This window comes from Rhodococcus sp. 05-2255-3B1, from assembly GCF_002258545.1.
GTDB lineage: Bacteria > Actinomycetota > Actinomycetes > Mycobacteriales > Mycobacteriaceae > Rhodococcoides.
In genome coordinates, this window is record NZ_NOZC01000035.1 from 19,982 (window position 1) to 41,835 (window position 21,854).

22 protein-coding genes are annotated in these 21,854 nt (G+C 64.5%); 16 read left to right on the plus strand and 6 right to left on the minus strand.

From position 1 onward, the window contains the following. Nucleotides 1-255: 255 nt before the first annotated feature. The 3 genes from adhP to CH249_RS19535 all read left to right on the plus strand — a co-directional run bounded on the left by adhP (nt 256) and on the right by CH249_RS19535 (nt 2,692). On the plus strand, nt 256-1,266 hold the full coding sequence (gene adhP, locus CH249_RS19525; RefSeq protein WP_037193942.1) for an alcohol dehydrogenase AdhP: 1,011 nt from the start codon (nt 256-258) through the stop codon (nt 1,264-1,266). A gap of 137 nt (nt 1,267-1,403) precedes the next feature. Then, complete coding sequence (locus CH249_RS19530) at nt 1,404-2,135, plus strand: GAF and ANTAR domain-containing protein (RefSeq protein WP_094630250.1); 732 nt, start codon at nt 1,404-1,406, stop codon at nt 2,133-2,135. 137 nt (nt 2,136-2,272) lie between these two features. Then, the gene (locus CH249_RS19535) at nt 2,273-2,692 is read left to right on the plus strand and encodes a hypothetical protein (RefSeq protein WP_094683552.1); all 420 of its coding nucleotides are present in this window, start codon (nt 2,273-2,275) and stop codon (nt 2,690-2,692) included. A 58-nt stretch (nt 2,693-2,750) separates the two neighbouring features. On the opposite strand, the gene CH249_RS19540 is transcribed toward CH249_RS19535, so the two are convergent. Continuing rightward, entirely contained in the window at nt 2,751-3,281 is a 531-nt protein-coding gene (locus CH249_RS19540) for a flavodoxin domain-containing protein (RefSeq protein ID WP_094683553.1), read from the minus strand. A gap of 124 nt (nt 3,282-3,405) precedes the next feature. Continuing rightward, nucleotides 3,406-4,317, minus strand: a complete 912-nt coding sequence (locus tag CH249_RS19545; RefSeq protein ID WP_176460626.1) for a universal stress protein — start codon at nt 4,315-4,317, stop codon at nt 3,406-3,408. 194 nt (nt 4,318-4,511) lie between these two features. Here CH249_RS19545 and CH249_RS19550 point away from each other — a divergent pair, with 194 nt between their 5' ends. The 4 genes from CH249_RS19550 (at nt 4,512) to CH249_RS19565 (ending at nt 8,704) form a co-directional block, all read left to right on the plus strand. Next, a complete protein-coding gene (locus tag CH249_RS19550) occupies nt 4,512-5,177 on the plus strand; it encodes a response regulator transcription factor (protein ID WP_037193950.1) in 666 nt (221 codons plus the stop codon). Continuing rightward, nucleotides 5,170-6,873: a GAF domain-containing protein gene (locus CH249_RS19555; protein ID WP_094683554.1), complete on the plus strand. Its 1,704-nt coding sequence runs from the start codon at nt 5,170-5,172 to the stop codon at nt 6,871-6,873. Before CH249_RS19550 ends, CH249_RS19555 begins: the two co-directional genes overlap by 8 nt. 107 nt (nt 6,874-6,980) lie before the next feature. After that, nucleotides 6,981-7,823: a universal stress protein gene (locus tag CH249_RS19560; protein WP_094683555.1), complete on the plus strand. Its 843-nt coding sequence runs from the start codon at nt 6,981-6,983 to the stop codon at nt 7,821-7,823. Beyond that, entirely contained in the window at nt 7,820-8,704 is an 885-nt protein-coding gene (locus CH249_RS19565; RefSeq protein WP_094645882.1) for a universal stress protein, read from the plus strand. The genes CH249_RS19560 and CH249_RS19565 overlap by 4 nt, the downstream gene beginning before the upstream one ends. Nucleotides 8,705-8,715: 11 nt before the next feature. Here CH249_RS19565 and CH249_RS19570 read toward each other — a convergent pair whose 3' ends face one another. Both CH249_RS19570 and CH249_RS19575 read right to left on the minus strand, forming a co-directional pair. After that, on the minus strand, nt 8,716-11,106 hold the full coding sequence (locus tag CH249_RS19570) for a phosphoketolase (RefSeq protein WP_094645881.1): 2,391 nt from the start codon (nt 11,104-11,106) through the stop codon (nt 8,716-8,718). Next, nucleotides 11,103-11,981, minus strand: a complete 879-nt coding sequence (locus CH249_RS19575; protein WP_094630258.1) for a universal stress protein — start codon at nt 11,979-11,981, stop codon at nt 11,103-11,105. The genes CH249_RS19570 and CH249_RS19575 overlap by 4 nt, the downstream gene beginning before the upstream one ends. A gap of 149 nt (nt 11,982-12,130) precedes the next feature. Between CH249_RS19575 and CH249_RS19580 the strand changes: the two genes are divergently transcribed. The 6 genes from CH249_RS19580 (at nt 12,131) to CH249_RS19605 (ending at nt 17,560) form a co-directional block, all read left to right on the plus strand. Then, complete coding sequence (locus tag CH249_RS19580; RefSeq protein WP_094630259.1) at nt 12,131-12,526, plus strand: DUF6153 family protein; 396 nt, start codon at nt 12,131-12,133, stop codon at nt 12,524-12,526. 81 nt (nt 12,527-12,607) lie between these two features. Then, on the plus strand, nt 12,608-13,210 hold the full coding sequence (locus CH249_RS19585) for a DUF305 domain-containing protein (protein WP_094683619.1): 603 nt from the start codon (nt 12,608-12,610) through the stop codon (nt 13,208-13,210). A gap of 109 nt (nt 13,211-13,319) precedes the next feature. After that, on the plus strand, nt 13,320-14,642 hold the full coding sequence (locus tag CH249_RS19590; RefSeq protein WP_094683556.1) for an NAD(P)/FAD-dependent oxidoreductase: 1,323 nt from the start codon (nt 13,320-13,322) through the stop codon (nt 14,640-14,642). Between the two features lie 95 nt (nt 14,643-14,737). Continuing rightward, nucleotides 14,738-16,015, plus strand: a complete 1,278-nt coding sequence (locus CH249_RS19595) for a hypothetical protein (protein ID WP_094683557.1) — start codon at nt 14,738-14,740, stop codon at nt 16,013-16,015. Nucleotides 16,016-16,192: 177 nt separating this feature from the next. Then, nucleotides 16,193-17,158, plus strand: coding sequence for an alpha/beta hydrolase (locus CH249_RS19600; RefSeq protein ID WP_373453486.1), 966 nt, complete (start codon nt 16,193-16,195; stop codon nt 17,156-17,158). Between the two features lie 105 nt (nt 17,159-17,263). Beyond that, the gene (locus tag CH249_RS19605; protein WP_032376174.1) at nt 17,264-17,560 is read left to right on the plus strand and encodes a hypothetical protein; all 297 of its coding nucleotides are present in this window, start codon (nt 17,264-17,266) and stop codon (nt 17,558-17,560) included. Nucleotides 17,561-17,651: 91 nt separating this feature from the next. Here the strand turns inward: CH249_RS19605 and CH249_RS28635 are convergent, their stop codons facing one another. Both CH249_RS28635 and CH249_RS19615 read right to left on the minus strand, forming a co-directional pair. Next, on the minus strand, nt 17,652-18,242 hold the full coding sequence (locus tag CH249_RS28635; protein WP_094683559.1) for a CsbD family protein: 591 nt from the start codon (nt 18,240-18,242) through the stop codon (nt 17,652-17,654). Between the two features lie 155 nt (nt 18,243-18,397). Continuing rightward, entirely contained in the window at nt 18,398-18,592 is a 195-nt protein-coding gene (locus CH249_RS19615) for a hypothetical protein (RefSeq protein WP_094645878.1), read from the minus strand. Between the two features lie 199 nt (nt 18,593-18,791). Here CH249_RS19615 and CH249_RS19620 point away from each other — a divergent pair, with 199 nt between their 5' ends. The 3 genes from CH249_RS19620 to CH249_RS19630 are packed head-to-tail and all read left to right on the plus strand — an operon-like array spanning nt 18,792 to nt 21,852. After that, a complete protein-coding gene (locus tag CH249_RS19620; RefSeq protein ID WP_045200410.1) occupies nt 18,792-20,360 on the plus strand; it encodes an NAD(P)/FAD-dependent oxidoreductase in 1,569 nt (522 codons plus the stop codon). Beyond that, complete coding sequence (locus CH249_RS19625; RefSeq protein WP_094683560.1) at nt 20,357-21,178, plus strand: alpha/beta fold hydrolase; 822 nt, start codon at nt 20,357-20,359, stop codon at nt 21,176-21,178. The genes CH249_RS19620 and CH249_RS19625 overlap by 4 nt, the downstream gene beginning before the upstream one ends. Continuing rightward, nucleotides 21,175-21,852: a TetR/AcrR family transcriptional regulator gene (locus CH249_RS19630; RefSeq protein ID WP_045196924.1), complete on the plus strand. Its 678-nt coding sequence runs from the start codon at nt 21,175-21,177 to the stop codon at nt 21,850-21,852. Before CH249_RS19625 ends, CH249_RS19630 begins: the two co-directional genes overlap by 4 nt. Nucleotides 21,853-21,854 lie beyond the last annotated feature (2 nt).

Sequence of the window (21,854 nt, forward strand, 5' to 3'; positions counted from 1 at the left end):
GCTCGCAGGTCTTCGATCGGGAGTGTGCAGCAGAATCCATGCTGCCGAGTGTGGTCCAACTCGTCGATGAGCGTCAGGGGCGAAATCCCCTGCTTCTCGGGCCTTTCTGCTCCCGAGCTGCCGGTTCGGTATACGTCCCCAACCGGCGGTGACTTCCGGCCCTACATGCCGAGTGCCGCAGCGCCGACCATCGACAGTGTGCATTGCTCGATGGTCGAGAACGGCACTGGTTTCGATAGTTGGAGGAAATCCACGATGAAAGCTGCTGTTGTCACCGAGTTCGGCGGACCCCTGGTCGTCAAGGACATCCCTATCCCGACACCCGCACCGGAGCAGGTGCTGGTGAAGATGGAGACGTGCGGAGTCTGTCACACCGATATTCATGCAGCGCAGGGGGATTGGCCGGCCAAGCCGACCCTGCCGTTCGTTCCCGGGCACGAGGGAATCGGCGTGATCGAGGCCGTGGGATCGCAGGTCGACACGAGTCGAATCGGCGAACGCGTGGCGATCGCGTGGCTCGGTTCGGCGTGCGGCGAATGCGATCACTGCGTGTCCGGATGGGAGACGCTGTGCGAGACACAGCAGAACAGTGGCTACTCGATCGACGGGGCCTACGCCGAATACGCTGTGGCCCATGCGAAATACGTCGTCCGCGTTCCCGACGGCATCTCCTCGTTCGACGCCGCTCCGCTGACCTGCGCTGGCGTGACCACGTACAAGGCAGTCAAGGTCGGCGGTGTCACACCGGCTCAGCGCGTGGCCATCTTCGGCGTCGGCGGACTGGGCCACATGGCGGTGCAGTACGCCAAGATCGCGGGCGGATTCGTCACCGCAGTCGACATCGAGGAAGAGAAGCTCGAACTTGCACGTGAACTCGGTGCCGATCACACGGTCGACTCGTCGAAGGTCGACCCCGTCGAGGAGATCAAGGCGCTCGGCGGAGCCGATGTGGCCATCGTGTTGGCCGTCATCCCGAGCGTGTTCGATCAGGCCTTCCGTTCGCTTCGCCGCGGCGGTCGACTGGTGTGTGTCTCGATGCCCGCTCACGGTGTGTTCCCGGTCCCGATCTTCGAGACGGTCGTCGGCGGAATCTCCGTCCTCGGTTCGATCGTCGGTACGCGAAAGGACCTACGTGAAGTATTCGCACTGCACGAGGCCGGGCGGACCACGGTATCGGCCGTATCGCGCAAGTTGGACGAAGTGAACGAGTGCTTCGACGACCTCATGGGTGGCCGCGTCACCGCTCGCCAGGTGTTCGAGTTCTGACGTGGACCTCGTCGGTCGCAGTGGACCGATCCCGGTGCTCCTTCGTCCGAGCGACTCGGCTGTCGGTGAAGCCGTAAGGTCGGGGTGGGCAGGCGCATACCCGAAAGGCATGTGTGCCCACAACGGAGTGAGCAGTGATGAACGCAGGGGAACACGAAGACGACCTCCGGTCGAGCCTGGTCGACCTCAGCAAACTGCCGATGACCGATCTGTCTCTGTCCGACACCCTCTCTCACGTGGCGCAACTTGCAGTTCGGGCCGTTCCCGGCGCGGACGGTGCCGGATTGACGCTCCTGCATCCCGACCGCCCCGACACGATTGTCGCGAGCGCGGAATTCGTCCGTGCCGTCGACGACATCCAGTACGGACTCGGCCAAGGCCCCTCCATCACCGCAGCTGCCGAGGGCATCACCGTTCGATCCGGTTCACTCGAAACCGACCCTCAGTGGCCGGAATTCGGTCCGAAGGTCGGTCGAATGGGAGTGCACAGCGTGTTGTCTCTTCCGCTGATCACCGCAGGCGGTGTGCTCGGCGCGATGAATGTCTACGCGCGCCGGCCCGACGCGTTCGATGCTCGCGCTGCAGAGTTGGGCGACCTGTTCGCGGTACCGGCTGCGGTCTCGGTGCAGAACGCGCGGGCGCTGTCGAGTGCCGCCCGGCTCACCGAGCAGCTCGAGATGGCACTGAGCAATCGCTCCGTTATCGACCAGGCGATCGGGGTGCTGATCAGCCGAAGCGGATGCACCGGAGCCCAGGGGTACGACAAGCTCCGATCGTTGAGCCAGAGCGAGCACAAGAAAGTCGCAGTGGTCGCTGAGGCCATGGTGGGCGAGGCGATGAAGACGGCCCGCTCCCGTTCCCGCACGTAAGGGCGTAGCGTTCGAGCCGCGAGCGCATTCCGAGGCATCGAGTCCGACTTTTCCTCGCGCTCGCATACCCGCCCGGCAGGATGCCGCGGGTATATCGGACGAATCGAATCGGCGATCGGGCCGCACCTGGATTCTCGATGAAACTTCCGCCTCGATTGCTGGACGATCTTGCGACGCTGACCGAATCACTGGACAACTCGTCCGTCGATCTCGCGCGCTTGGCCGGGCAGTTGGCGGCCGACATCGATGTGGCCGTCTCGGATGTCGGCTCGATCACCCTGACGTCGATCGTCGACGGTGAACGGTTCGACGTGGTGATAGGGACCAGAGATCCGGTCCGCGGCGGAACCGATTCCGGGGCTTCCGAGCCGCGATCTCTTGCCGATGTGAGTGAGGTGAACCAGGCAATCGGTGTTCTTGTTGCCAGTGGCCGCACGGTTGCCGAAGCGCGTGCAGAATTACGCAGAGTCGCCGAGCGCTGGAACCGATCGACAGTCGACGAGGCCGGCCGCACCCTGCGTGACGCTCGGGGTTGGTTTCCACCCGTCCGGCCGTAGGTCCCGGAGCCGAGCACCCAGGTGGACGAGGGAGTCCGCGGTCACCCGTCTTCGGCGTTCAATTGAGCCGAGAGGCCTCATCGGCCCGGAGCACAAAAGGTGTGGGATGGGAGGCGATGACCACCGCCCACGACATGACCTCTGCTCGGGATCTGCTGTCACCATCGGAGGCACCGATCAGTCGCACGACGGCACGCTCGAACAGTGACAACCGCGAGTTCGTCAGCTTGCCACCGAACACGCGATGCTCGATCACCCAGTCGGCCTCGGTCTCTTTCGGCCGAGCTTTCGGCGGAGTGCTGTCGTCCACCGGGCCACTCGAGAAGAGCCACACAGGAATTGCCTCCAGTTCGGCCTGTTCCCTGGTGACCAGCGCGCGTGCGTCTCGTAGCCATCGGCCCATGTACACGCCACTGCCGATTATCGCGGCGTCGTACTCGGCAATGCTGTCCACGTCGCGGGCATCACGAACATCGACTGTCGTCGTGCTGTCGATGCTGGACAGTTCCCGCAGAATCGACGAGCCCAGCCACTGTCCGATTTCTCGGGTGGCGCCGTGGCGGCTTGCTGTTGCGATCAGTATGCGCATGTGGATGTCCTGTCGGTTCGGCTTCGGTTCAATTGCAGTGCAAAATGATTTATGTCCGTCAGGTGCTGCAGTCGATCCGGATCGGCGCACGCATGTCGCGGGTCGAACAGTTCTTCCCCAGTTTTCACAGGTACTCCTTCGTCGCAGGCGTTCTGTTGCGCGCGGCGCTGGGCACAACGGTGACCGGACACGATGCGCGCGCCATCACCGAGCGGCTGGTCGAGCCGAGCATCATTCCGGCGAATCCTCCGCGACCGTGACTGCCCAGCACCACCAGTTGGGCGCTCTGCGCGTGGTCCAGCAGTGCGTGGACCGGTCGGTCTCTGACCGCCACCTGTCGTAGTGCCACCGTCGGATGCCGACGCGCGCAATCATCGACGGCCCTTGCCAACACGCCGTCGGCTTCGGGTCGATGGTCCGCCCAATCGAGGCCGGGAACCGACATCCCTATCGACAGATCCGAATCGGCCCACGCGTGCAGTGCGGTGAGTGGAGCGCTTCGGACTTCTGCCTCCTCGAACGCCCGCTCCACCGCGGCCATCGCGGCCGAGGTTCCATCGACGCCGACCACGACCGCCTCGAACCCCGTGTAGCCGCTCATCGGCCATGCATGTACGACCGTGACCGGGCAGTGTGCATGCGTACTCAGCGCGACGCTGACCGAACCCAACGACGTGCGTTGTGCCGCACCGAGTCCGCGTGTCCCGATGACAACCATCCGAGACGTCTCGGACATCTCGAGTAGAGCGGCAGCGGCGGGGCGGTCCGACAGAACCACGTCGACGGCGATGGTGGACACGGCCGACCCCGTCGGCCGGGCTATCGACATCGCCTCGTCCAGAATGCGGTTCGTCTCGAACCTCAGATGCGCGGATGTGCGTTCGGGTAGGGCGTCGAGGCCCGTGAGAACCGTCGGGACGGCCGAGACGATAGTCAGGTCGGAGCCGTGCAGTTCGGCATCGAGCACGGCCCACCGGACAGCGTCCAGAGACGCGGCTGAACCGTCGACTCCGACGACGGTGTGGGATCTGCCCATCTGATGAGTCCCTTCGAGGTGGTGCCAGAGCTCCATCAGACTCTTCGGCTCGGCATCCGCGCGCCAGGACAACTACACCGAGATCAGGGACTTTCGACCCCACTTTCGATGACCAAAGGTCGAGCTCTCCCGTGTGCGGGTCCGTAGTGTTGGGAAAGGATGCGCCCACCGAGGACGCGGGTGAGGGGTTGGACGTGGTCACAGTGTTCTTGGTCGACGACCACGAGATCGTGCGTCGAGGTCTGATCGATCTCATCGATTCCGATCCCGATCTTTCCGTGATCGGTGAAGCCGGAAGTTGCGCACAGGCACTCGCTCGTATTCCCGCGTTGAGGCCGGACGTCGCCGTTCTCGACGTTCGACTGCCCGACGGCAACGGCATCGAGCTCTGCCGCGAATTGCTCGACCGACTGCCCGATCTCAAGACCATGATGCTGACCTCGTTCACCGAGGACCAGGCCATGCTCGACGCGATCCTCGCCGGCGCGAGCGGCTACGTCGTCAAGGACATCACCGGTATGGAGCTGACTCGCGCGATCAAGGATGTCGGCTCCGGTCGGTCGCTGTTGGACAATCGCGCAGCGGCCGCGCTGATGGACAAGCTGCGGGCGGGCACGGCCGCTCCCGGACCGATCGATCACCTCACCGGGCAGGAACGGACATTGCTCGACCTCCTGGGGGAGGGGCTGACGAATCGGCAGATCGCCGCTCGAATGTTCCTGGCGGAGAAGACCGTCAAGAACTACGTCTCCCGGCTGCTCGCCAAGCTCGGGATGGAGCGCCGCACCCAGGCAGCGGTGTACGCGTCGAGGCTGGCCGAAACGCATCCGCGAACGCAATCCGGGCCGTCGGATGGATGATCACCGCGGACCGGGTCTTCCGCAGCTCCGCCTCGGTGAACTGCTGGCCGAGGTGCAGGACCGAATCGGTCGCATCGCGGATGCACGAGTACAGGCGGACGGTCTGCTCGATGCGATGTTCGTCATCACCTCGGGCCTCGACCTGGAGGTGACGTTGCGGTCGATCGTGGAGTCGGCCGTCAACCTCGTCGGTGCCCGGTACGGTGCACTCGGCGTGCGCGGCGAGGGTCACGAGCTGAAGGCGTTCATCCATCACGGCATGGAAGAGCAGGTGCGCGAGGCGATCGGCCCACTTCCCACCGGACGAGGTGTGCTGGGTCTGCTCATCGACCAACCTCATGTGCTCAGACTCGACGACTTGTCGTCGCATCCGGAGGCAGTGGGCTTCCCTCCCAACCATCCGCCGATGAAATCGTTTCTCGGCGTGCCCATTCGGGTGCGTGACGAGGTGTTCGGAAACCTGTACCTCACCGAGAAGGAGGACGGAGCCCAGTTCACCGAGGACGACGAGGTGGTCACCCGGGCTCTCGCCTCGGCGGCCGGAATCGCGATCGAGAACGCACACCTGTACGAGGAGTCGCGGATCCGGCAATCGTGGATGGAAGCGATGCGGGACATCGGTACCGAACTGTTGGCCGGGAGCGACATCGACGAAGTGCTGCACATGGTGTCGAGGCGGGCATTGCATCTGACCGGGGCCGACAGTGCGTTCATCGCTGTTCCCGCCGACGCGGCTCCGAACTCGGACACGGTCTCCCGGTTGGTCATCTCGGTCGCCGAGGGGCACGACGCAGACGCTCTGGTGGGTTCGCTCATCCCGATCGAGGGATCGAGTTCCGGTGCGGCATATCGCCTTCGGACCGCTACCCGCAAGGAGGAGCTGGACTACCGACCCAACGCGCATGTGGCGAACACCTTCGGCCCGGCCCTGATCTCGCCGCTTCGGGTAGCCGACGGCGTGCGAGGCGTCCTGGTGACGCTGCGCCGAAAGGGCGGACCGGTCTTCAGCGACTCTCAACTCGATCTCATTTCCAGCTTCGCCGACCAGGCCGCACTCGTGATGGAGATGGCCGACACCACGCGGCGCATGCACGAGCTCGACGTTCTCGCGGACCGTGATCGGATCGCCCGAGACCTTCACGATCACGTCATCCAACGGATCTTCGCGGCCGGATTGTCGCTGCAGAGCACGTTGCAGAAGACCGAGCTCGACGACATTCGTCAACGTCTGACTCGCACCATCGACGACCTGCAGGACACCGTGCAGGACATTCGTACGACGATCTTCGACCTGCAGAGCTCGACACACTCGACCACTCGTCTACGGCAGCGCGTCAACGGAGCCGTCCTCGAACTCACCGAAAGCGTTCCCATTCGCGCCGTGGTTCGCATGTTCGGGCCCCTGTCGGTCATCGACAGTACCCTCGCCGACCACGCCGTTGCCGTCATTCGCGAAGCGGTGAGCAACGTCGTCCACCATGCTCGGGCCCAGACCGTCAACGTCACCCTGGCGGTCGGGGACGATCTCCGCATCGAGGTCTCCGACGACGGAATCGGACTGGACGAGAACATCACTCGCAGTGGACTGGCGAACCTCGAGGCGCGGGCAGTCGACTGCGGCGGCACGATGACCTTCGGGTCGTCCGCGGCCGACGCAGGTGGCACCGAGCTGATCTGGTCGGTACCGCTGCCCTGACGGCGGACGACCTAGGTCACTTGTTCCGATGACCTCGGACTGCTGTGCCAGGTGTGCCTGCGCTCGTAGCGTTCTCGTCGTAGACGCGCACCATCGAGAGGCATCTGATGAACACTTCACATTCCACCGGACCGGTCGTGGTCGGAATCGACGGATCGGAGACCGCACTCGATGCGGTTCGGTTCGCCGTGCAGGAGGCACGCGGGCGGGGCACGTCACTTCGCTTGATCCACGTGATCGACAGACATGCGGTGCCCGAAACCGTCTACGGCGCTCCGGATGTCGACGGTGACTATGCCCGCGCGGCATTGAGTCGCGCAGAGGATGCGGCCGCAGCGATCGATCCGGCGGTTCTCGTGGAATCGGTCGTTCTGCAGGGTCGGCCCGAATCGGTGATGTCGACCGAGGCCGGATCTGCGTCTCTGCTGGTACTGGGGACCACCACCGGCAGTGCGGTGGCCGCCTGGGTACTCGGATCGATGGTCGGTGCCGTGGTCGAAGCATCGCCCCACCCCGTCGCGATCGTCCGTCATTTCGACGCCGAACGCCGCGGCCCGGTCGTTGCAGCCCTGGGTGACGCCGACGTCTCGCAAGCCGATGTCGTGGTGGCTCAGGCATTTCACGAGGCATCGATCAGGGCGGCCAGCGTCTTGGCGGTGCACACTCAGGCTGTCTCCTCCATTCTCGCGTCCGCTCTCAGCGGCCCGGGCGACGGGCTACACCCCGAATCGGCAATGGACGTTCGGCTCGAACCCTTCGGCGCGGACTATCCCGACATTCGTGTGGCGTCGGTGTATGCCGAGGCCGACTCGGGATCGGAACTGGTGGCGGTCTCCGAGACAGCCCAGCTGATGGTGGTCGGTCACGAGCGAGACCGAGTGCCCGGACGAACACTGACCGCCGTACTGCGGCAAGCCCATTGCCCCGTCCTCGTCGTCCCGCACGCATGAGTACCTCGAGGCAGTCTCCGATCGTTGTCGGTGTCGACGGTTCCGGCTCGTCGCTCGACGCAGTCGGATGGGCCGCGCATGCGGCCGAGTTGCGTGGGGTACCGGTGAAGCTGGTGTCCGCATACCAAGTCAAGGCTCTGTACACCAGCTTCGTCGCGTTGCCGTCGCACATCGGCTCCGAGGAGCACACGGCCGCAGAGTCGATCCTCGCCTGGGCGTCGCTGGTCGCTCGACGTTCGGTGAACAACCCGGACGCGCTCGTCATCACGAGTGAATCGATTGTGGGACCGACGATTCAGGCCATGCTGGAGCAGTCATCGAGTGCCTCGATGATGGTGGTCGGTTCGCGTGGCAACGGCGAATACTTCGCCGAACTGCTCGGCTCGGTGAGCACCGCGGTGGCCGTTCAAGCGCACTGCCCTGTGGTCATCGTGCCGGGAAGCGTGGAGCTGCACTCGTCGGGAGGCCCTGTTGTCCTCGGAATCGACGGGTCGCCGCACAACCAGAACGCTGTTCGGTTGGCCTTCGACGAAGCCTCACTCCGGGGAGCGGAACTGGTTGCAGTCCACGTGTCGACGGACGAACTGATCTCGGCGCCCGACGCGTCCGCCACCGACAGGTCCGATGCGATCCTTTCGAACGGTCGAACCGTGTTGGCAGAGAGCCTGTCCGGCTGGAGCGATCAGTACCCGGACGTCGTGGTACAGCAGAAGATATTGCGCGGCAACGTGGTCGAGAAGATCCTCGAGGTATCACCGCGGGCGCAGGCCGTCGTCGTCGGTTCGAGCGGCCGCAACGGTTTCAGCGACCGACTTCTCGGATCCACCGTCCGGTCGCTGGCCCACCGCGTCGACTGTCCGCTGATCATCGCCCGCGGGTAGTCACCTCGCGGTCACGACCACCGCCATTGTCGAATCTCGGGAAGATCCTCGAAATGTTCCCGGATGTAGGCATCGTGCCGAACGAGTTGGTCCTGGCAGTGCTGCCGCAGTCGTTCGGCACCGGCCGGCGCAGTGCCCGCTCGGTCGAGTGCTGCGAGCGCGAGGTGATAGCGACTGATCTTGTTGAGCACCACCATGTCGAACGGTGTTGTGGTGGTGCCTTGTTCGATGAATCCGCGAACATGGAACCGCTGGGCGTCGGGTCGGCCGTGCATCAGTTGGTGCACCGCGCGGGGATAGCCGTGGAACGCGAAGACCACATCGACAGAGGCGGTGAACAGATCGACGAACTGCTCGTCGGAGAATCCGTGCGGATGATCGACGACGGGGAGCAATGCCATCAGATCGATGACGTTGACCACGCGGACCCTGAGCTCGGGAGTCCACGTGCGCAACAACTGTGCGGCCGCCAGGGTTTCCTCGGTCGGCACGTCGCCGGCACACGCCAGAACGATCTCGGGATCTTCCTCGGTACCGGTCTCCTCGGTGCCGGCCCAGTCCCAGCGGGACGCACCCGCCGCTGCATGCGCCCGTGCCTCGGGAAGCGTCAGATACTGCGGGTGACTCTGCTTGTCCACCACCAGAACGTTGACGTGACCTCGACTGCGGAAGCAATGATCGGCAACGGCGAGGAGGGTATTGGAATCCGGTGGTAGCCATACGCGCACGACGTCCGGTGCCAGGGGAATCACCGCGTCGATCAGTCCGGGACCCTGATGGCTGAATCCGTTGTGGTCGTTGCGCCAACACGTGCTGGTGAGCAGCACGTTGAGCGACGCGACCGGTGCTCGCCATGCGAGTGTGGCGGCGTGCTGCAGCCACTTGGTGTGCTGAATCAGCATCGACACACTCACCATGGCGAAGGCCTCGTAGCTCGCGAACAGGCCGTGTCGACCCGACAGCAGATACGCCTCGAGCCAGCCCTCGCACAGATGCTCGCTGAGCACCTCCATCACGCGGCCGTCGGGACCGAGATCGTCGTCGAACTCGGTGGTCGGCAGCTGCCAGCACCGGTCGGTGGCCTCGAACACGGCCTGCAGGCGGTTGCTCGCGGTCTCGTCGGGACAGAACAGGCGAAAGTTGCCGCCGCCGTTGGGCTGGGCGTTGTCGAGGTAGATATCGCGCATCATCTCCCCGAGTACGGTGGTCGTCTCGTGCGACGTGCGACCAGGGGACTCGACGGTGAGCGCGTAGTTCTCGAGGTCTCGAATGACCAAGGGCTGCAGCAGCACACCGCCGTTTGCGTACGGGGTGGCACCGAGACGTTCGGTGCCCGACGGTGCGAGCTCCCGAATCGACGCCACCGGGGCACCGTTGTCGTCGAACAACGATCGGGGATCGTAGGACAGCAGCCACTTCTCGAGCAGTTCCAGGTGTGCAGGATTCTCTCGGACACCCGACAACGGCACCTGGTGCGCCCAGTGGGTGCCCTCGATGCGCTTGCCGTCCACCTCGTGCGGACCGGTCCAGCCCTTGGGCGTACGCAGAACGATGGCGGGCCAGGCGATGTCGCCTCGTGGGTTGCCGCCTCGTGCGGCGTGCCGAACTCTCCCGATCGCATCGTGGGCGCGGGTGAGGGCAGATTCGAGGGCCGGGAAAACCTCTCGCGGGTCGGTGCCCTCGACGAAGATCGGTGTCCACCCCTGGCTCCGTAGGAAGCGTTCGACTGCAAGGTCGGCGCTACGACCGAGAACCGTCGGGCCGGAGATCTTTCCATCGTTGAGATGCAGGATCGGCAACACTGCGCCGTCACGGACCGGGTTGAGAAAGGCGGGGATCTTCCACGAACCGGACAGGGGACCGGTTTCGGCCTCACCGTCCCCGACTACACAGGCGACGATCAGATCGGGATTGTCGAACGCTGCGCCGGCGGCGTGGACGAGGGCGTAGCCCAGCTCGCCGCCCTCGTGAATGCTGCCCGGGGTCTGGACGCTCACGTGGCTCGGAATGCCTCCGGGAGTGGAGAATTGACGGCACAGCCGTCGGACTCCGTCGCTGTCGAGCGAGATGTCCGGGTAGATCTCGCTGTACGTGCCTTCGAGGTAGGTGTTCGCCACCATCGCCGGGCCGCCGTGTCCCGGCCCGGTGACGTACAGCCAGTCCGAATGGGTTCGGCGAATCACGCGGTTGAGGAGGGTGTAGATCATCGACAGGCCGGGACTGGTGCCCCAATGCCCGAGCAGCCTCGGCTTGATGTGCTCCGATTCCAGTGGCCGACGCAGCAATACATTGTCCTGCAGGTAGATCTGAGCCACCGTCAGATAGTTCGCCGCAGCCCAATAACGCAGGTCTGCGTCCAATTTCTCGGAATCGTATGTGGTGTCGACGGTCGGCGTCGTCATCGGTTCGTGGGAACGACGACGACGGGAACGTCCACCGAATGCAGCACCGCACGTGAGGTGGAACCGAGAAGCATCGACGCGAATCCGCCCCGACCACGGCTCCCCACGACGATCAACTGCGCAGTATCGGACGCACGGACCAGTTCACGAACCGGCCTGTCCCGAACCACCACCCGGTGGATGGTGACGTCCGGATAGTCCTCCGACCATCCGGCCAGGCTCTCCGCCAACGACGTCTTCTCGGCGAGTTCGGAGTCGACCCACGGTCCCTCGTCGTCGCGCGTCAACACGCTGCCCAGTTCGAGGTCACTCCAGGCGTGCACCGCAACGAGGTCGACCCCCCGCAGCGATGCTTCCTGGAGGGCGAACCCGATGGCCGGTTGGCTGTTGGACGTGCAATCCACACCGACGACGACCGGTCCGTCGCCGACGATGGTCGATTTGATCACTGCGACAGGGCATTTGGCGTGCGATACCACCGCGGTGCTGACCGACCCGATCAGTCCACCGGTGAACTCGCCGAGACCCCTCGACCCGACGACGATCATGGCGGGTGCGACGTCGAAATGCGTCAGGTTTCTTGCAGCGGAGCCGTGCTCGAGGCGAGTGTCGAGAATCAGTGAATTACCGGCCGCCGTCTTGTGCGCAACATCGACCGCTGCGGTCAGCACACGCTTGGCCTCGATATCGGGGTCCGTGAACGCGCCCATCCGAAGGCTGATGGCGTCACCGTAGGTTCCCGGTGCAAACAGCGACGACGTGACCAGCTCGAGCGGGGCGTGGCGTCGAACAGCCTCGCGCGTCGCCCAGCGGACCGCGCCGAGGGATGTGGCGGATCCGTCGACTCCGACGACTATCCGGTTCGATGCAGTCATGACCTTGTCCCGTCCATTGACCTTCGCGTGTGGAACACCTCGAGCATTACCGAGTGGGGCCGATGCGGACAGAGGCGGAAGTCCTTCGGTGTGGGGCGGAAGTCCCTACCAGTTACCCCTAGGGGGTATCTCTTGCTATCGTCGATGTCATGCATTCAGTGATCCGACGCAGTCGCCCGGGCTTCGCCTCGGCGACCGGATTGCTGATCGCGCTGACGATCTTCGGGGTGCTGCTGATGCACTCGGTGACACCGACCATGTCGGTGAGCAGCGAACACGCTGCCATGGCGTCGACGACCCACCACGAGGATCCGGTACAGGTGGCGGACGGCGAACACGACTGCCCGTCGACGCATCAGATGATGCATCCGTGCGCGGGAACCACGGTGGCGTGGGCTGCGTTGTCGGTCCCGGCGACGAGCGTCGATGTCGTCCACGCCCCGATGTCGGACGACGGTATCGGTGGGCGCACCGACTCCATCTCGGAGCGTGCGCCGCCGTGGACCCTCTGGGAGCTGGACAGATCGGTGACCTTACGAGTGTGACATGCAGTCCGGTGGAGGCACACCACCGGCGGATCGGCATACCCAGATCCATGTATTTCGCACTTGTTCAAGGAGATTCACATGCGTACAACACTCGTCTCTTTGCTGGCTGCCGCCACCGTGAGCGTATTCCTCGTCGCCGGCTGCAGCAGCGACACTTCCGACATGCCGATGGGCGCGTCGAACTCGTCGTCGGTGCCATCTACCCAGGCCGACGCATCCGCTCAGTTCGATGATGCGGACGTGATGTTCGCTCGGATGATGTACCCGCATCATGCACAGGCAATCGAGATGGCGGCAATGGTCGAGGGCCGCACCGACAATCCGGACGTCGTGGCATTGGCGTCGGCGATCGAAGCCGCGCAGCAACCGGAAATGGAGCGGATGACCGCCTGGCTCGCCGAATGGGGTCAGCCCGCACCCTCGTCCGACATGGGCGAGATGGACCACGGCTCGGGCACAGGCATGATGACCCAGCAGGACATGGACGCGTTGACTGCGGCCGCCGGTCCCGAGTTCGACCGCCGATGGCTGACGATGATGATCGAGCACCACGAAGGTGCGATCGAGATGGCGAACATCGAGATCGCCGACGGCTCGAACCCCGACGCGCAGGAGATGGCTCGCACGATCGTGGCCTCACAGCAGCAGGAAATCGACACCATGCGGACGTTGCTCGGCTGAGCTGCACCGAAGCGAGGGCCGCATCCCCGTATCGGGGGTGCGGCCCTCGAGTAGGCTGAAAAATCGGAGAATCCTTCTCCGCACATCGGTCCGAGGGAGACAGTTCGCAATGGCACGTCGACGGGTTGTGGTCATCGGTGGAGGATTCGGCGGACTCCACGCGGCACGGCGTTTGCGCAACGAAGACGTCGATGTCACCGTGCTCGAGCGCGGTACCTCGCACGTCTTCCAGCCGCTGCTCTACCAATGCGCCACCGGTCTGGTGTCGGAGGGCTCGATCGCCAGTCCGCTGCGACACCTGCTGCGCAAGCAGAAGAACGTGTATGTGGCATTGGGTGAAGCGACCTCGGTGACCCCCAGTGTGGACGGCTCAGCGGGTGACGGCGGAGTGGTGACGGCGAGTCGGTTCGACGGCTCGACGTTCGAGCTGCCCTACGACTACCTCGTCGTTGCCGTCGGAATGCAGCAGGCGTACCACGGCCACGACGAATACGTGCAGTGGGCACCGGGGATGAAGACCCTCGACGACGCCCTTGCGATCAGGCGAAAGTTGATCTCCGCCTTCGAGATGGCCGAGTCTCTCCCCACCCCCGAGGAGCGCAGGCCGTGGCTCACCTTCGCGGTGGCCGGTGGAGGCCCGACCGGAGTCGAATTGGCCGGCCAGATAAGAGAACTCGCCACCAGAGCGTTGGCAAAGGAGTTCGATTCGATTCACCCGTCGGAAGCGCGAGTTCTGCTGTTCCACGGCGGCGACCGCGTACTCGAATCGTTCCCCGACTCGTTGACGAAGAAGGCGCAGCGCACCCTCGATGCCGTGGGTGTGGAGACGCATCTCGGGGTGCACGTCACCGATGTCACGGCCACCGACGTCGAGGTCACGGCCAAGGCCGAACCCAAGACCGTCACACGCTACGACACCCACACCGTGCTGTGGACCGCAGGCGTGGAAGCTGTCCCGTTCGTGAAGCAACTCGCCGACGCCATGGGAGTGGAGCAGGACCGATCGGGACGCATCGCCGTGCAACCGGATCTCTCGATCCCCGGACACTCCAACGTCTTCGTCGTCGGAGACATCATGTCGCTGAACAAGCTTGCGGGAGTCGCCGAGGTGGCCATGCAGGGCGGCCGAGCGGCGGGCGCGGCGATCGCAGCAGACCTGTCCGGTTCTGCGCGAAAGGATTTCAGGTACCGAGACCTCGGCACCGCTGCCTACATCGCCCGCGGTCACGCCCTGGTGCAGGCCGGGCCGCTGAAGATGTCCGGATTCCTCGGCTGGGTCTCGTGGGGCGTCATCCACATCGCGTTCCTGGCCGGCAACCGCAATCGCGTCGGGACACTGATCAACTGGGCCGCAACCTTGGCCACCGGCACCCGACGCGAACGGGCCATCACGTACGGCGACCCCGAAACGGCGCGGAAGCCGTACAACTGATCTCCTTGTCACGTCAGTTGCTGCAGGCGTCGACGGAGTCAGCTTGTGCGGTTGTCGTGTCCCCGGCTCCGAGGCATCACCTCTAAGTTCGAGACATGATCGCAGATCGGTACGGGTCCGTTCTGGCAACGGTATGCGGTGGATTCGTTGCCGGATACTCGATTCGGGAATCGCTCGGCTGGGATGTGTTCCACATCGAGTCGTCGGGCAAGTGGTACGGGGCGTTCGTCTCCGCGCAGTGGGCAGGCTTCCTGGCCGTGTCGGTGGCCGTGCTCGTGCTGGCCGTCGTACATTCTCGGCGCTCCTCGGTAGCGGCTGCAGTGGCCGCGGCGGTCGGGGCAACGGTGATTGCACTGCCGTCGTTCGTGCCGATCGCCGCCAATCAAGCGGTGACCACCAACGCCCTCGGCGCGGGCGCTCTGGTGGGCGTATGCGGTGTCATCGCCGGCGGACGCAGAGTTCCGTCTGCCGGCATCGCAACAGGGCTGCTGGGCTCGATGCTGTTCTACGACGCGATCTCTGCGCTACGCGGACCGCGTGAGGGGCGGTGGATGGATGGTCTGGCACCGTTTTACGTCGAATCGACCGTCCCATTGCTCGTTCTCCTCGTGACCGCAGCGCTGCTGGTCGCGACGGCCCGGCGAGCACTCGTGATCGGATTCGAGGCGTCCGATGCTGCAGTCGTCGGCGTACTCGCCCTCGTGTACCTGATCGTCTACACCTACCTCGGCAACACGGCGTCGACGATGAGGATGTGGATCTTCGCCGTCGCGATCGCCGTCGCGCTGACCTACGCCGCCGCGCTGAAGCTCGACGGTCGCGACGGCCGATACCTCATGCTGGGCTTGGCGATCGCGGCGTCCGGGGTGAACTCGCTGGCATGGTCGGACGCGTCGTGGTGGGTATTCGCCGTCGCCGCTGTGCTGTTCGTCGGCGCGATACGGGTGGGTCTGCACCGAGACCTGTCGACCCTCGCGCTCGTGGTCCTCGCCGTGGTCACGGCCACCGGTCTGATCGCGATGGACAACAGTGCGGTCAATGTCGTTGGAACCGTTGCGTATTGCACTCTGTATCCGGTCGCCCTCGGCCTGGCCGTCGGATCGATGCAACCGGTGCGCGCGGTGGCGTCGAGCATCACGCCCCTGATTCCGTTCGCGCTGACGCTGTTCTGGGTGTCTGCTCCGGTGCCGCCGCGAGAATTCTTCTGGACGGACGGCACATCCGACGACCACGAGCGGCCCATCGTCTCGCTGTATTCGCCGCTACCCGTGGGTGTGGTGACTGCGGTGATCGTCGTCGCGGCCTGCATTTTCGCCACCCGCGGCGACCGCCCGGAGCATCACGATCGAGTCTCGGAATCGTCCGGTCCGTGACGCTTCGGACGGTTGCTCGAGGTAACGTCACCTCATCTTCGGCCGATGTAGAGACTCGACCGGTGTAACTCGACGAAAAGGTGAAACAGCGTGCCACGATCTCGACGACACGGCTTCCGGCGAATCGGTTCGGCTACGGCCGTCGCCCTCGCAGTGGCGATTCTTCCGACCGCGCTGATGACGCCCGTCGCGTCCGCAGACGAACTGCCTGCGGCCACGACGCAGTCGAGCAACGGATCGCGAATCGAGTCGGTGAACACCCTCGACAACCGCCAGGTTCAGCTCCAGGTGTTCTCGGCGTCGATGAACCGCACCATTCCCGTGACGGTGCAGCGCCCCGCCGACGAGAGCGTGTCCCGCCCGGTGCTGTACCTGCTCAACGGCGCAGGCGGCGGCGAGGATGCAGCATCGTGGCAGTCGCAGACCGACGCCGAGGCCTTCTTCTCGGACAAGAACGCGTACATCGTGACCCCGCAGAAGGGCAAGTGGTCGTACTACACCGACTGGCTGCAGGACGATCCGAAGCTCGGTAGCAACAAGTGGAGCACCTTCCTCGGCGAAGAACTGCCCCCGCTGATCGACGCCCAGTTCGACACCAACGGCCGCCAGTCGCTCGCAGCGCTGTCGATGACGGGCACCTCGGTTCTCAACATCGCGATCAAGTACCCGGGCAAGTTCGCCGGCGTCGCTGCCTACAGTGGCTGCGCTCAGACCTCCGACCCCATCGGTCAGCAGTTCGTCAAGCTCGTCGTCGAGACCTACGGCGGCGGCAATGTCGAGAACATGTGGGGCCCGCTCGACGGCCCAGTGTGGCGCGAGAACGATCCGCTGCTCAACGCCGAGAAGCTCCGCGGAACGCAGATCTACATGAGCACCGGTAGCGGCCTGCCGGGTGCACCGAACGACACCTTCGCCAACCCGCGCCTGAAGAACGATCCGGCGACGCTCGCCAACCAGGTCATCGTCGGCGGCGGCATCGAAGTTGCCACCAACTTCTGCACCTCGAACCTGGCCAAGCGCCTCGACCAGCTCGGCATCCCGGCCACCGTGGACTTCCGCCCGATCGGAAACCACTCGTGGGGCTACTGGCAGGACGACCTGCACAAGTCCTGGCCCTTCCTGGCGGGATCGCTCGGCATCTGATCCTCGGAACACCGAACAACGGCCACCTGCACCCCGCGTGCAGGTGGCCGTTCTTCGTTTCCCGAGGCGGTGGATCGGTGCAGAAATCGAACGTATGATCGAACGATGGCACGGCGCGCACAACCTCGACCGGCGTCCGCCGTGCGCCCCTTCAAGTTGCTCCGCCCGCCGCTGAAGGTCTGGATCGACCTGAACATCCTCTATCCACTACCGCCACACCACGCGTCGAAGTTCAACCCCGAGGGATTCGACGTACGACGCGTTGTACCGGGCGACCTGGTCGAATGGTCCATCACCGTGGACGGGGATTGGCTCGGTCGCGTCACGTACGAGTTGATGTCGCGAGACCGAAGCGAAACCGTCACGCACTGGGTGCCGAGCCGGGCACTCAAGCCCCTGTAGGGACGACAGAAGCTGTAGGGACGACAAAAGCTGTAGGGACGAGAAAAGCCCCGCCTCGAACGGGAGGCGGGGCTTTTCTGTGCACTTACCTTCAGAAGCTGTGCTTGCGTGCCTTCTTGGCGAGCTTGCGGGTGGTGCGCTTCGACGGAACGAACAGGTGCGCGGCGCTGCGGCGACGGTTGCGTCGACGGATCAGCACGAACGCGACGGCACCGGCTGCGGCTGCGATGGCGGCGATGACCGGAGTGCCGACCTTCGCGGCCTGGGCGACATCGTCGCTGTCGATGTTGCGAACCGTGTTCTTGACGTCGTCGGCGACGGCGGAGGCTCTGTCGGCTGCCTTGTCGGCGACCTGGGAAGCCTTCTCCTTCACATCGTCGACGTCGACGTTCTGGACCTTGTCCTTGACCGTGTCCTTGACATCCTCTGCCACGTCGGCGGCCTTGTCGGCAACGTCGGAGGCTGCGTGCTTGGCTTCCTTGGCGGCATCGGTTGCGGTGTCGGCCACGTTCTCGGCCGCGTCGGACACGGAGTCTGCAGCCTGGTGGGTGTTGGCCTTGGCCTGATCCGTCGCACCCTCGGCGCGGAGGCTGTCGTCACCGGTTGCCTCGCCTGCCTTCTCCTTCGCAGTCCCGGCCAGTTCCTCTGCCTTGTGCTGAGCCTTGTCGATGAAGTCGGCCATATCGGTGCGTACCTCTTTCGTGTAGGTCGTCTCCGGTCATCCGGAGCTGGGGGCGTCGCGGAGGACGCCGATAAGTATGAGTCGATCCGGCTGCTCCGAAACATACGTCCTACAGGAGTGTGATGGGTCACTATCGACGGTCGGGGCTTCCGGGTTCATCGTTGGCGTAGACGGCTCCGCAGTCGCTTCGGCCAGGTCGACCGCGTCGGCTTGTACGCGCCGGCGAGGGCGCGTCGGTCGAAGTCCATGCCTGCGCCGCGCGAGGTGAACAGAAGGAGAGCGATGACTCCTGCGGCCCCGACCACCACGGGAGTCATCGGGTACTGGTCCCGGTCGAGATGGGGCTGCATCCGGTGAGCTCAAGGGTCGTTCCGTGGGCTCCACTCCCAACGGAGGGTGTGAGGTTCATGATGGATTCCTCTCATCGGTATGCGTCGAGGCTGCCATTGACATCGCCACTCGTCAATGGCACATTGTGTGATGTAGGTCGCGATTGCCTGCTCGATCGGTCGAAATCGCGGTGGTGTTCGGCAAACAGTGAGGCGCGGCGTGACGAAAAGCCAAGGTCGGTGGCCCGAGTTCGACGGTTCCGACGACAACGTCGAGGACGTTCTCATCATCGGTGCCGGTATATCGGGCATCGGAGCCGCATATCGCTTGCAGCAGATGGCGCCGGAACTCAGCTACGCAATCCTCGAAGGTCGCGAGCGAGCAGGCGGTACCTGGGATCTGTTCCGATACCCCGGTATTCGCTCCGACAGTGACATCTTCACGTTCTCGTTCCCGCACACGCCGTGGCAGGGCGACACACTGCTCGCTCACGGAGAAGACATCCGCAACTACATCGTCGATACCGCCTACGCCAACGGAATCGACGAGCGCACGCGTTTCTCGACCATGGTCACCGCAGCGAACTGGGACTCGTCGACGGACATGTGGACGGTCGACGCCCTGACGAACGGTGTTCCCACGACCTACCGCAGTCGATTCCTGTTCCTGTGCACCGGCTACTTCGACTATTCGGGCGGGTACACCCCCGACCTTCCCGGGCTGGACGAGTTCACCGGTCAGGTGGTGCATCCGCAGCAGTGGCCCGAGGACCTCGATCACTCCGGCAAGAAGGTCGTCGTGATCGGAAGTGGAGCAACCGCAATCACCTTGGTGCCCACGCTTGCGGCCGAGGCCGCGTCGGTGACGATGCTGCAGCGCTCACCGACCTACATAGCGTCGCTGCCGATGACCGATCCGTTCACCACGATCACCAAACGCCTGCTTCCGGACACGCTCGCGCACAGCGCACTTCGCTGGCGCAACGCCCTGTTGATGGTCGGTTCCTACCAGCTCTGCCGCCGTGCACCGAAGACGGCCCGCAAGGTCTTTCGCGCGATGACGAAAGCCCAACTGCCGCGAGGGTACGACGTCGACAAGCACTTCAAGCCGACGTATGCCCCGTGGGACCAGCGGCTGTGCGTCGTACCCGACGGCGATCTGTTCGAGGCCATCCGCTCCGGTCGAGCGAGTGTGGTGACCGACCGAATCGCCGAGATCACCGCCGACGGCATCCTGCTGGAATCGGGTGACGAAATCCCGGCCGACATCATCGTCACCGCAACGGGATTGAAGCTGCAGGCGTTCGGCGGTATCGAGTTGTCGCTGGACGGCGAGCGGCTCGAAGCGCACGACAAGTTCGTCTACAAGGGCCACATGCTCGAGGACGTACCCAACGTCGCATGGTCCATCGGGTACACGAACGCATCGTGGACGCTCAAGGCGGACATGACAGCGCAGGCTGTGGCGAAACTCCTGGTGTACATGCGATCTCACGGATACACCCATGCGATCCCGGACCGGCAGGGCAAGGCTGTCGACTCTCGTCCGGTCGTCGATCTGGCCGCCGGTTACGTCACGCGGTCTCTGAACGAGCTACCGAAATCGGGGACCGAACGTCCCTGGTCGGTGCGCCAGAACTACATTCTGGACAGAATCGACGCACGGTTCGACGATCTGACGGAATCGATGACCTTCGGCCGTGCGGCGAAGTCGAGCGCGGCTGGGACGGCCTCGTCGGGAACGGCGAACGTGTACCGGATCCAGCCCAGAAAGATCGGTATGCAGTGACGTCGGACATCGATGGACTCACCCTGGCTCACACGATCCGGGGCGAGGGCCCTACTTTGGTGCTCATTCACGGCATCGTGCACCGGCAACATGCGTGGGACAGCGTCGTCGAGACATTGGCACGGCATCGACGAGTGGTGACGGTGGACCTGCCGGGTCACGGCGCGTCACCGGACTTACCCACCGATGAATTCGATCTGGGGCCGTGGATCGTGGCAGAGCTCGAGCGCTTCCTCGAGCACGTGGCCGTGGACGGTGAGAAGCCACACGTGGCCGGAAATTCGCTGGGTGGGTACTTCGCACTCGAGCTCGCGGCCCGTGGCTCGGTCGCCTCGGCCACCGCACTCTCACCGGCGGGCTTCTTCCGCGGCCACAGGGATCAGACACGAGCACTGCTCGTCTTTCGCTTTCTCAGGGCCGCGTCCCGGATCATCGGTCCGATCGCACCGGCCGTCATGAGGAACGTCGTCGGTCGCACGATCGCCAACGGCGTGTTCTACGCCAAGCCGTGGCGAGTTCCGGCGGCGACGGCCACGATCGACGCGCTGAGCATCACCACCAACCGTGCGATCGACGCAGCGGGTAACGCGGTGCCGCGCTTCAGCGTTCCGGTCGACGAGACCGTTCCCGTCACCGTCGCGTGGGGGCGTCGCGACTGGGTTCTGCCGGTGTACCAGGCACCGCTGGTGCGTCGAATCTTTCCGCAGGCCGACGTGACGACGTACCCGGGGCTCGGACACGTGCCGATGTCGGACGATCCGGAGTTGGTGGCGTCGATTCTGCTGAGGGGATCACGAGCGGTATCGCAATCGGCATGAGCGTGGCGGTGAAGGTGGACGGTCGTAGCGACCGGTGGCGCGAGCACAGAATCACCCGGCGACGTGAACTGCTCGATCGCACACTGGCAGCAATTCGCGAGCACGGACACGACGTGGGTATGGATGCCATCGCCTCCGCGAACGGTGTCTCGAAAACCGTTCTGTACAAACATTTCACCGACAAGAAGGGTCTCGCCGACGCCGCGATGGCTCGATACGTCGAGACTGCACTGATGCCTCGGATCCAGGACGCGATGTCCGAGGACCTCGACGAGTACCGGCTCACCCGCGCAGTGATCGGTGCCTACGTCACGACGGTCGCCACCGATCCCGATATCTACATCTACGTCCACGCCAACAATGCAGTCAGCGGCAATCAGGAGATCATCACCGCGGCGGAGGGGCTGATCGCCGACTTGCTGGCCACGGTCATCATCGACAGATTCGGAGAGCGCGAGTTCTCGACGGCCGGCTCGATGCCCATCGCATTCGCCATGATCGGTGCGGTCCGGCTGGCATCGCACTGGTGGATCTTCGATCGAACCATGACGGCCGACGAACTCGTCGACTACCTCACCATGATGGTCTGGGGCGGAATCGCAGGCATAGCTCGCGCCGCGGGATCGGCTGCGACCTTCACGTCGGAGCCTCACTCGCTGACGCTCGAGGGCTGAGC

What these genes read in the sequence shown, in the direction of transcription:
- adhP (WP_037193942.1), top strand. Translation starts at nt 256, where the DNA reads ATGAAAGCTGCTGTTGTCACCGAGTTCGGCGGACCCCTGGTCGTCAAG.
- CH249_RS19530 (WP_094630250.1), top strand. Translation starts at nt 1,404, where the DNA reads ATGAACGCAGGGGAACACGAAGACGACCTCCGGTCGAGCCTGGTCGAC.
- CH249_RS19535 (WP_094683552.1), top strand. Translation starts at nt 2,273, where the DNA reads ATGAAACTTCCGCCTCGATTGCTGGACGATCTTGCGACGCTGACCGAA.
- CH249_RS19540 (WP_094683553.1), bottom strand. Translation starts at nt 3,281, where the DNA reads ATGCGCATACTGATCGCAACAGCAAGCCGCCACGGCGCCACCCGAGAA.
- CH249_RS19545 (WP_176460626.1), bottom strand. Translation starts at nt 4,317, where the DNA reads ATGGGCAGATCCCACACCGTCGTCGGAGTCGACGGTTCAGCCGCGTCT.
- CH249_RS19555 (WP_094683554.1), top strand. Translation starts at nt 5,170, where the DNA reads ATGGATGATCACCGCGGACCGGGTCTTCCGCAGCTCCGCCTCGGTGAA.
- CH249_RS19560 (WP_094683555.1), top strand. Translation starts at nt 6,981, where the DNA reads ATGAACACTTCACATTCCACCGGACCGGTCGTGGTCGGAATCGACGGA.
- CH249_RS19565 (WP_094645882.1), top strand. Translation starts at nt 7,820, where the DNA reads ATGAGTACCTCGAGGCAGTCTCCGATCGTTGTCGGTGTCGACGGTTCC.
- CH249_RS19570 (WP_094645881.1), bottom strand. Translation starts at nt 11,106, where the DNA reads ATGACGACGCCGACCGTCGACACCACATACGATTCCGAGAAATTGGAC.
- CH249_RS19575 (WP_094630258.1), bottom strand. Translation starts at nt 11,981, where the DNA reads ATGACTGCATCGAACCGGATAGTCGTCGGAGTCGACGGATCCGCCACA.
- CH249_RS19580 (WP_094630259.1), top strand. Translation starts at nt 12,131, where the DNA reads ATGCATTCAGTGATCCGACGCAGTCGCCCGGGCTTCGCCTCGGCGACC.
- CH249_RS19585 (WP_094683619.1), top strand. Translation starts at nt 12,608, where the DNA reads ATGCGTACAACACTCGTCTCTTTGCTGGCTGCCGCCACCGTGAGCGTA.
- CH249_RS19590 (WP_094683556.1), top strand. Translation starts at nt 13,320, where the DNA reads ATGGCACGTCGACGGGTTGTGGTCATCGGTGGAGGATTCGGCGGACTC.
- CH249_RS19595 (WP_094683557.1), top strand. Translation starts at nt 14,738, where the DNA reads ATGATCGCAGATCGGTACGGGTCCGTTCTGGCAACGGTATGCGGTGGA.
- CH249_RS19600 (WP_373453486.1), top strand. Translation starts at nt 16,193, where the DNA reads ATGACGCCCGTCGCGTCCGCAGACGAACTGCCTGCGGCCACGACGCAG.
- CH249_RS19605 (WP_032376174.1), top strand. Translation starts at nt 17,264, where the DNA reads ATGGCACGGCGCGCACAACCTCGACCGGCGTCCGCCGTGCGCCCCTTC.
- CH249_RS28635 (WP_094683559.1), bottom strand. Translation starts at nt 18,242, where the DNA reads ATGGCCGACTTCATCGACAAGGCTCAGCACAAGGCAGAGGAACTGGCC.
- CH249_RS19615 (WP_094645878.1), bottom strand. Translation starts at nt 18,592, where the DNA reads ATGCAGCCCCATCTCGACCGGGACCAGTACCCGATGACTCCCGTGGTG.
- CH249_RS19630 (WP_045196924.1), top strand. Translation starts at nt 21,175, where the DNA reads ATGAGCGTGGCGGTGAAGGTGGACGGTCGTAGCGACCGGTGGCGCGAG.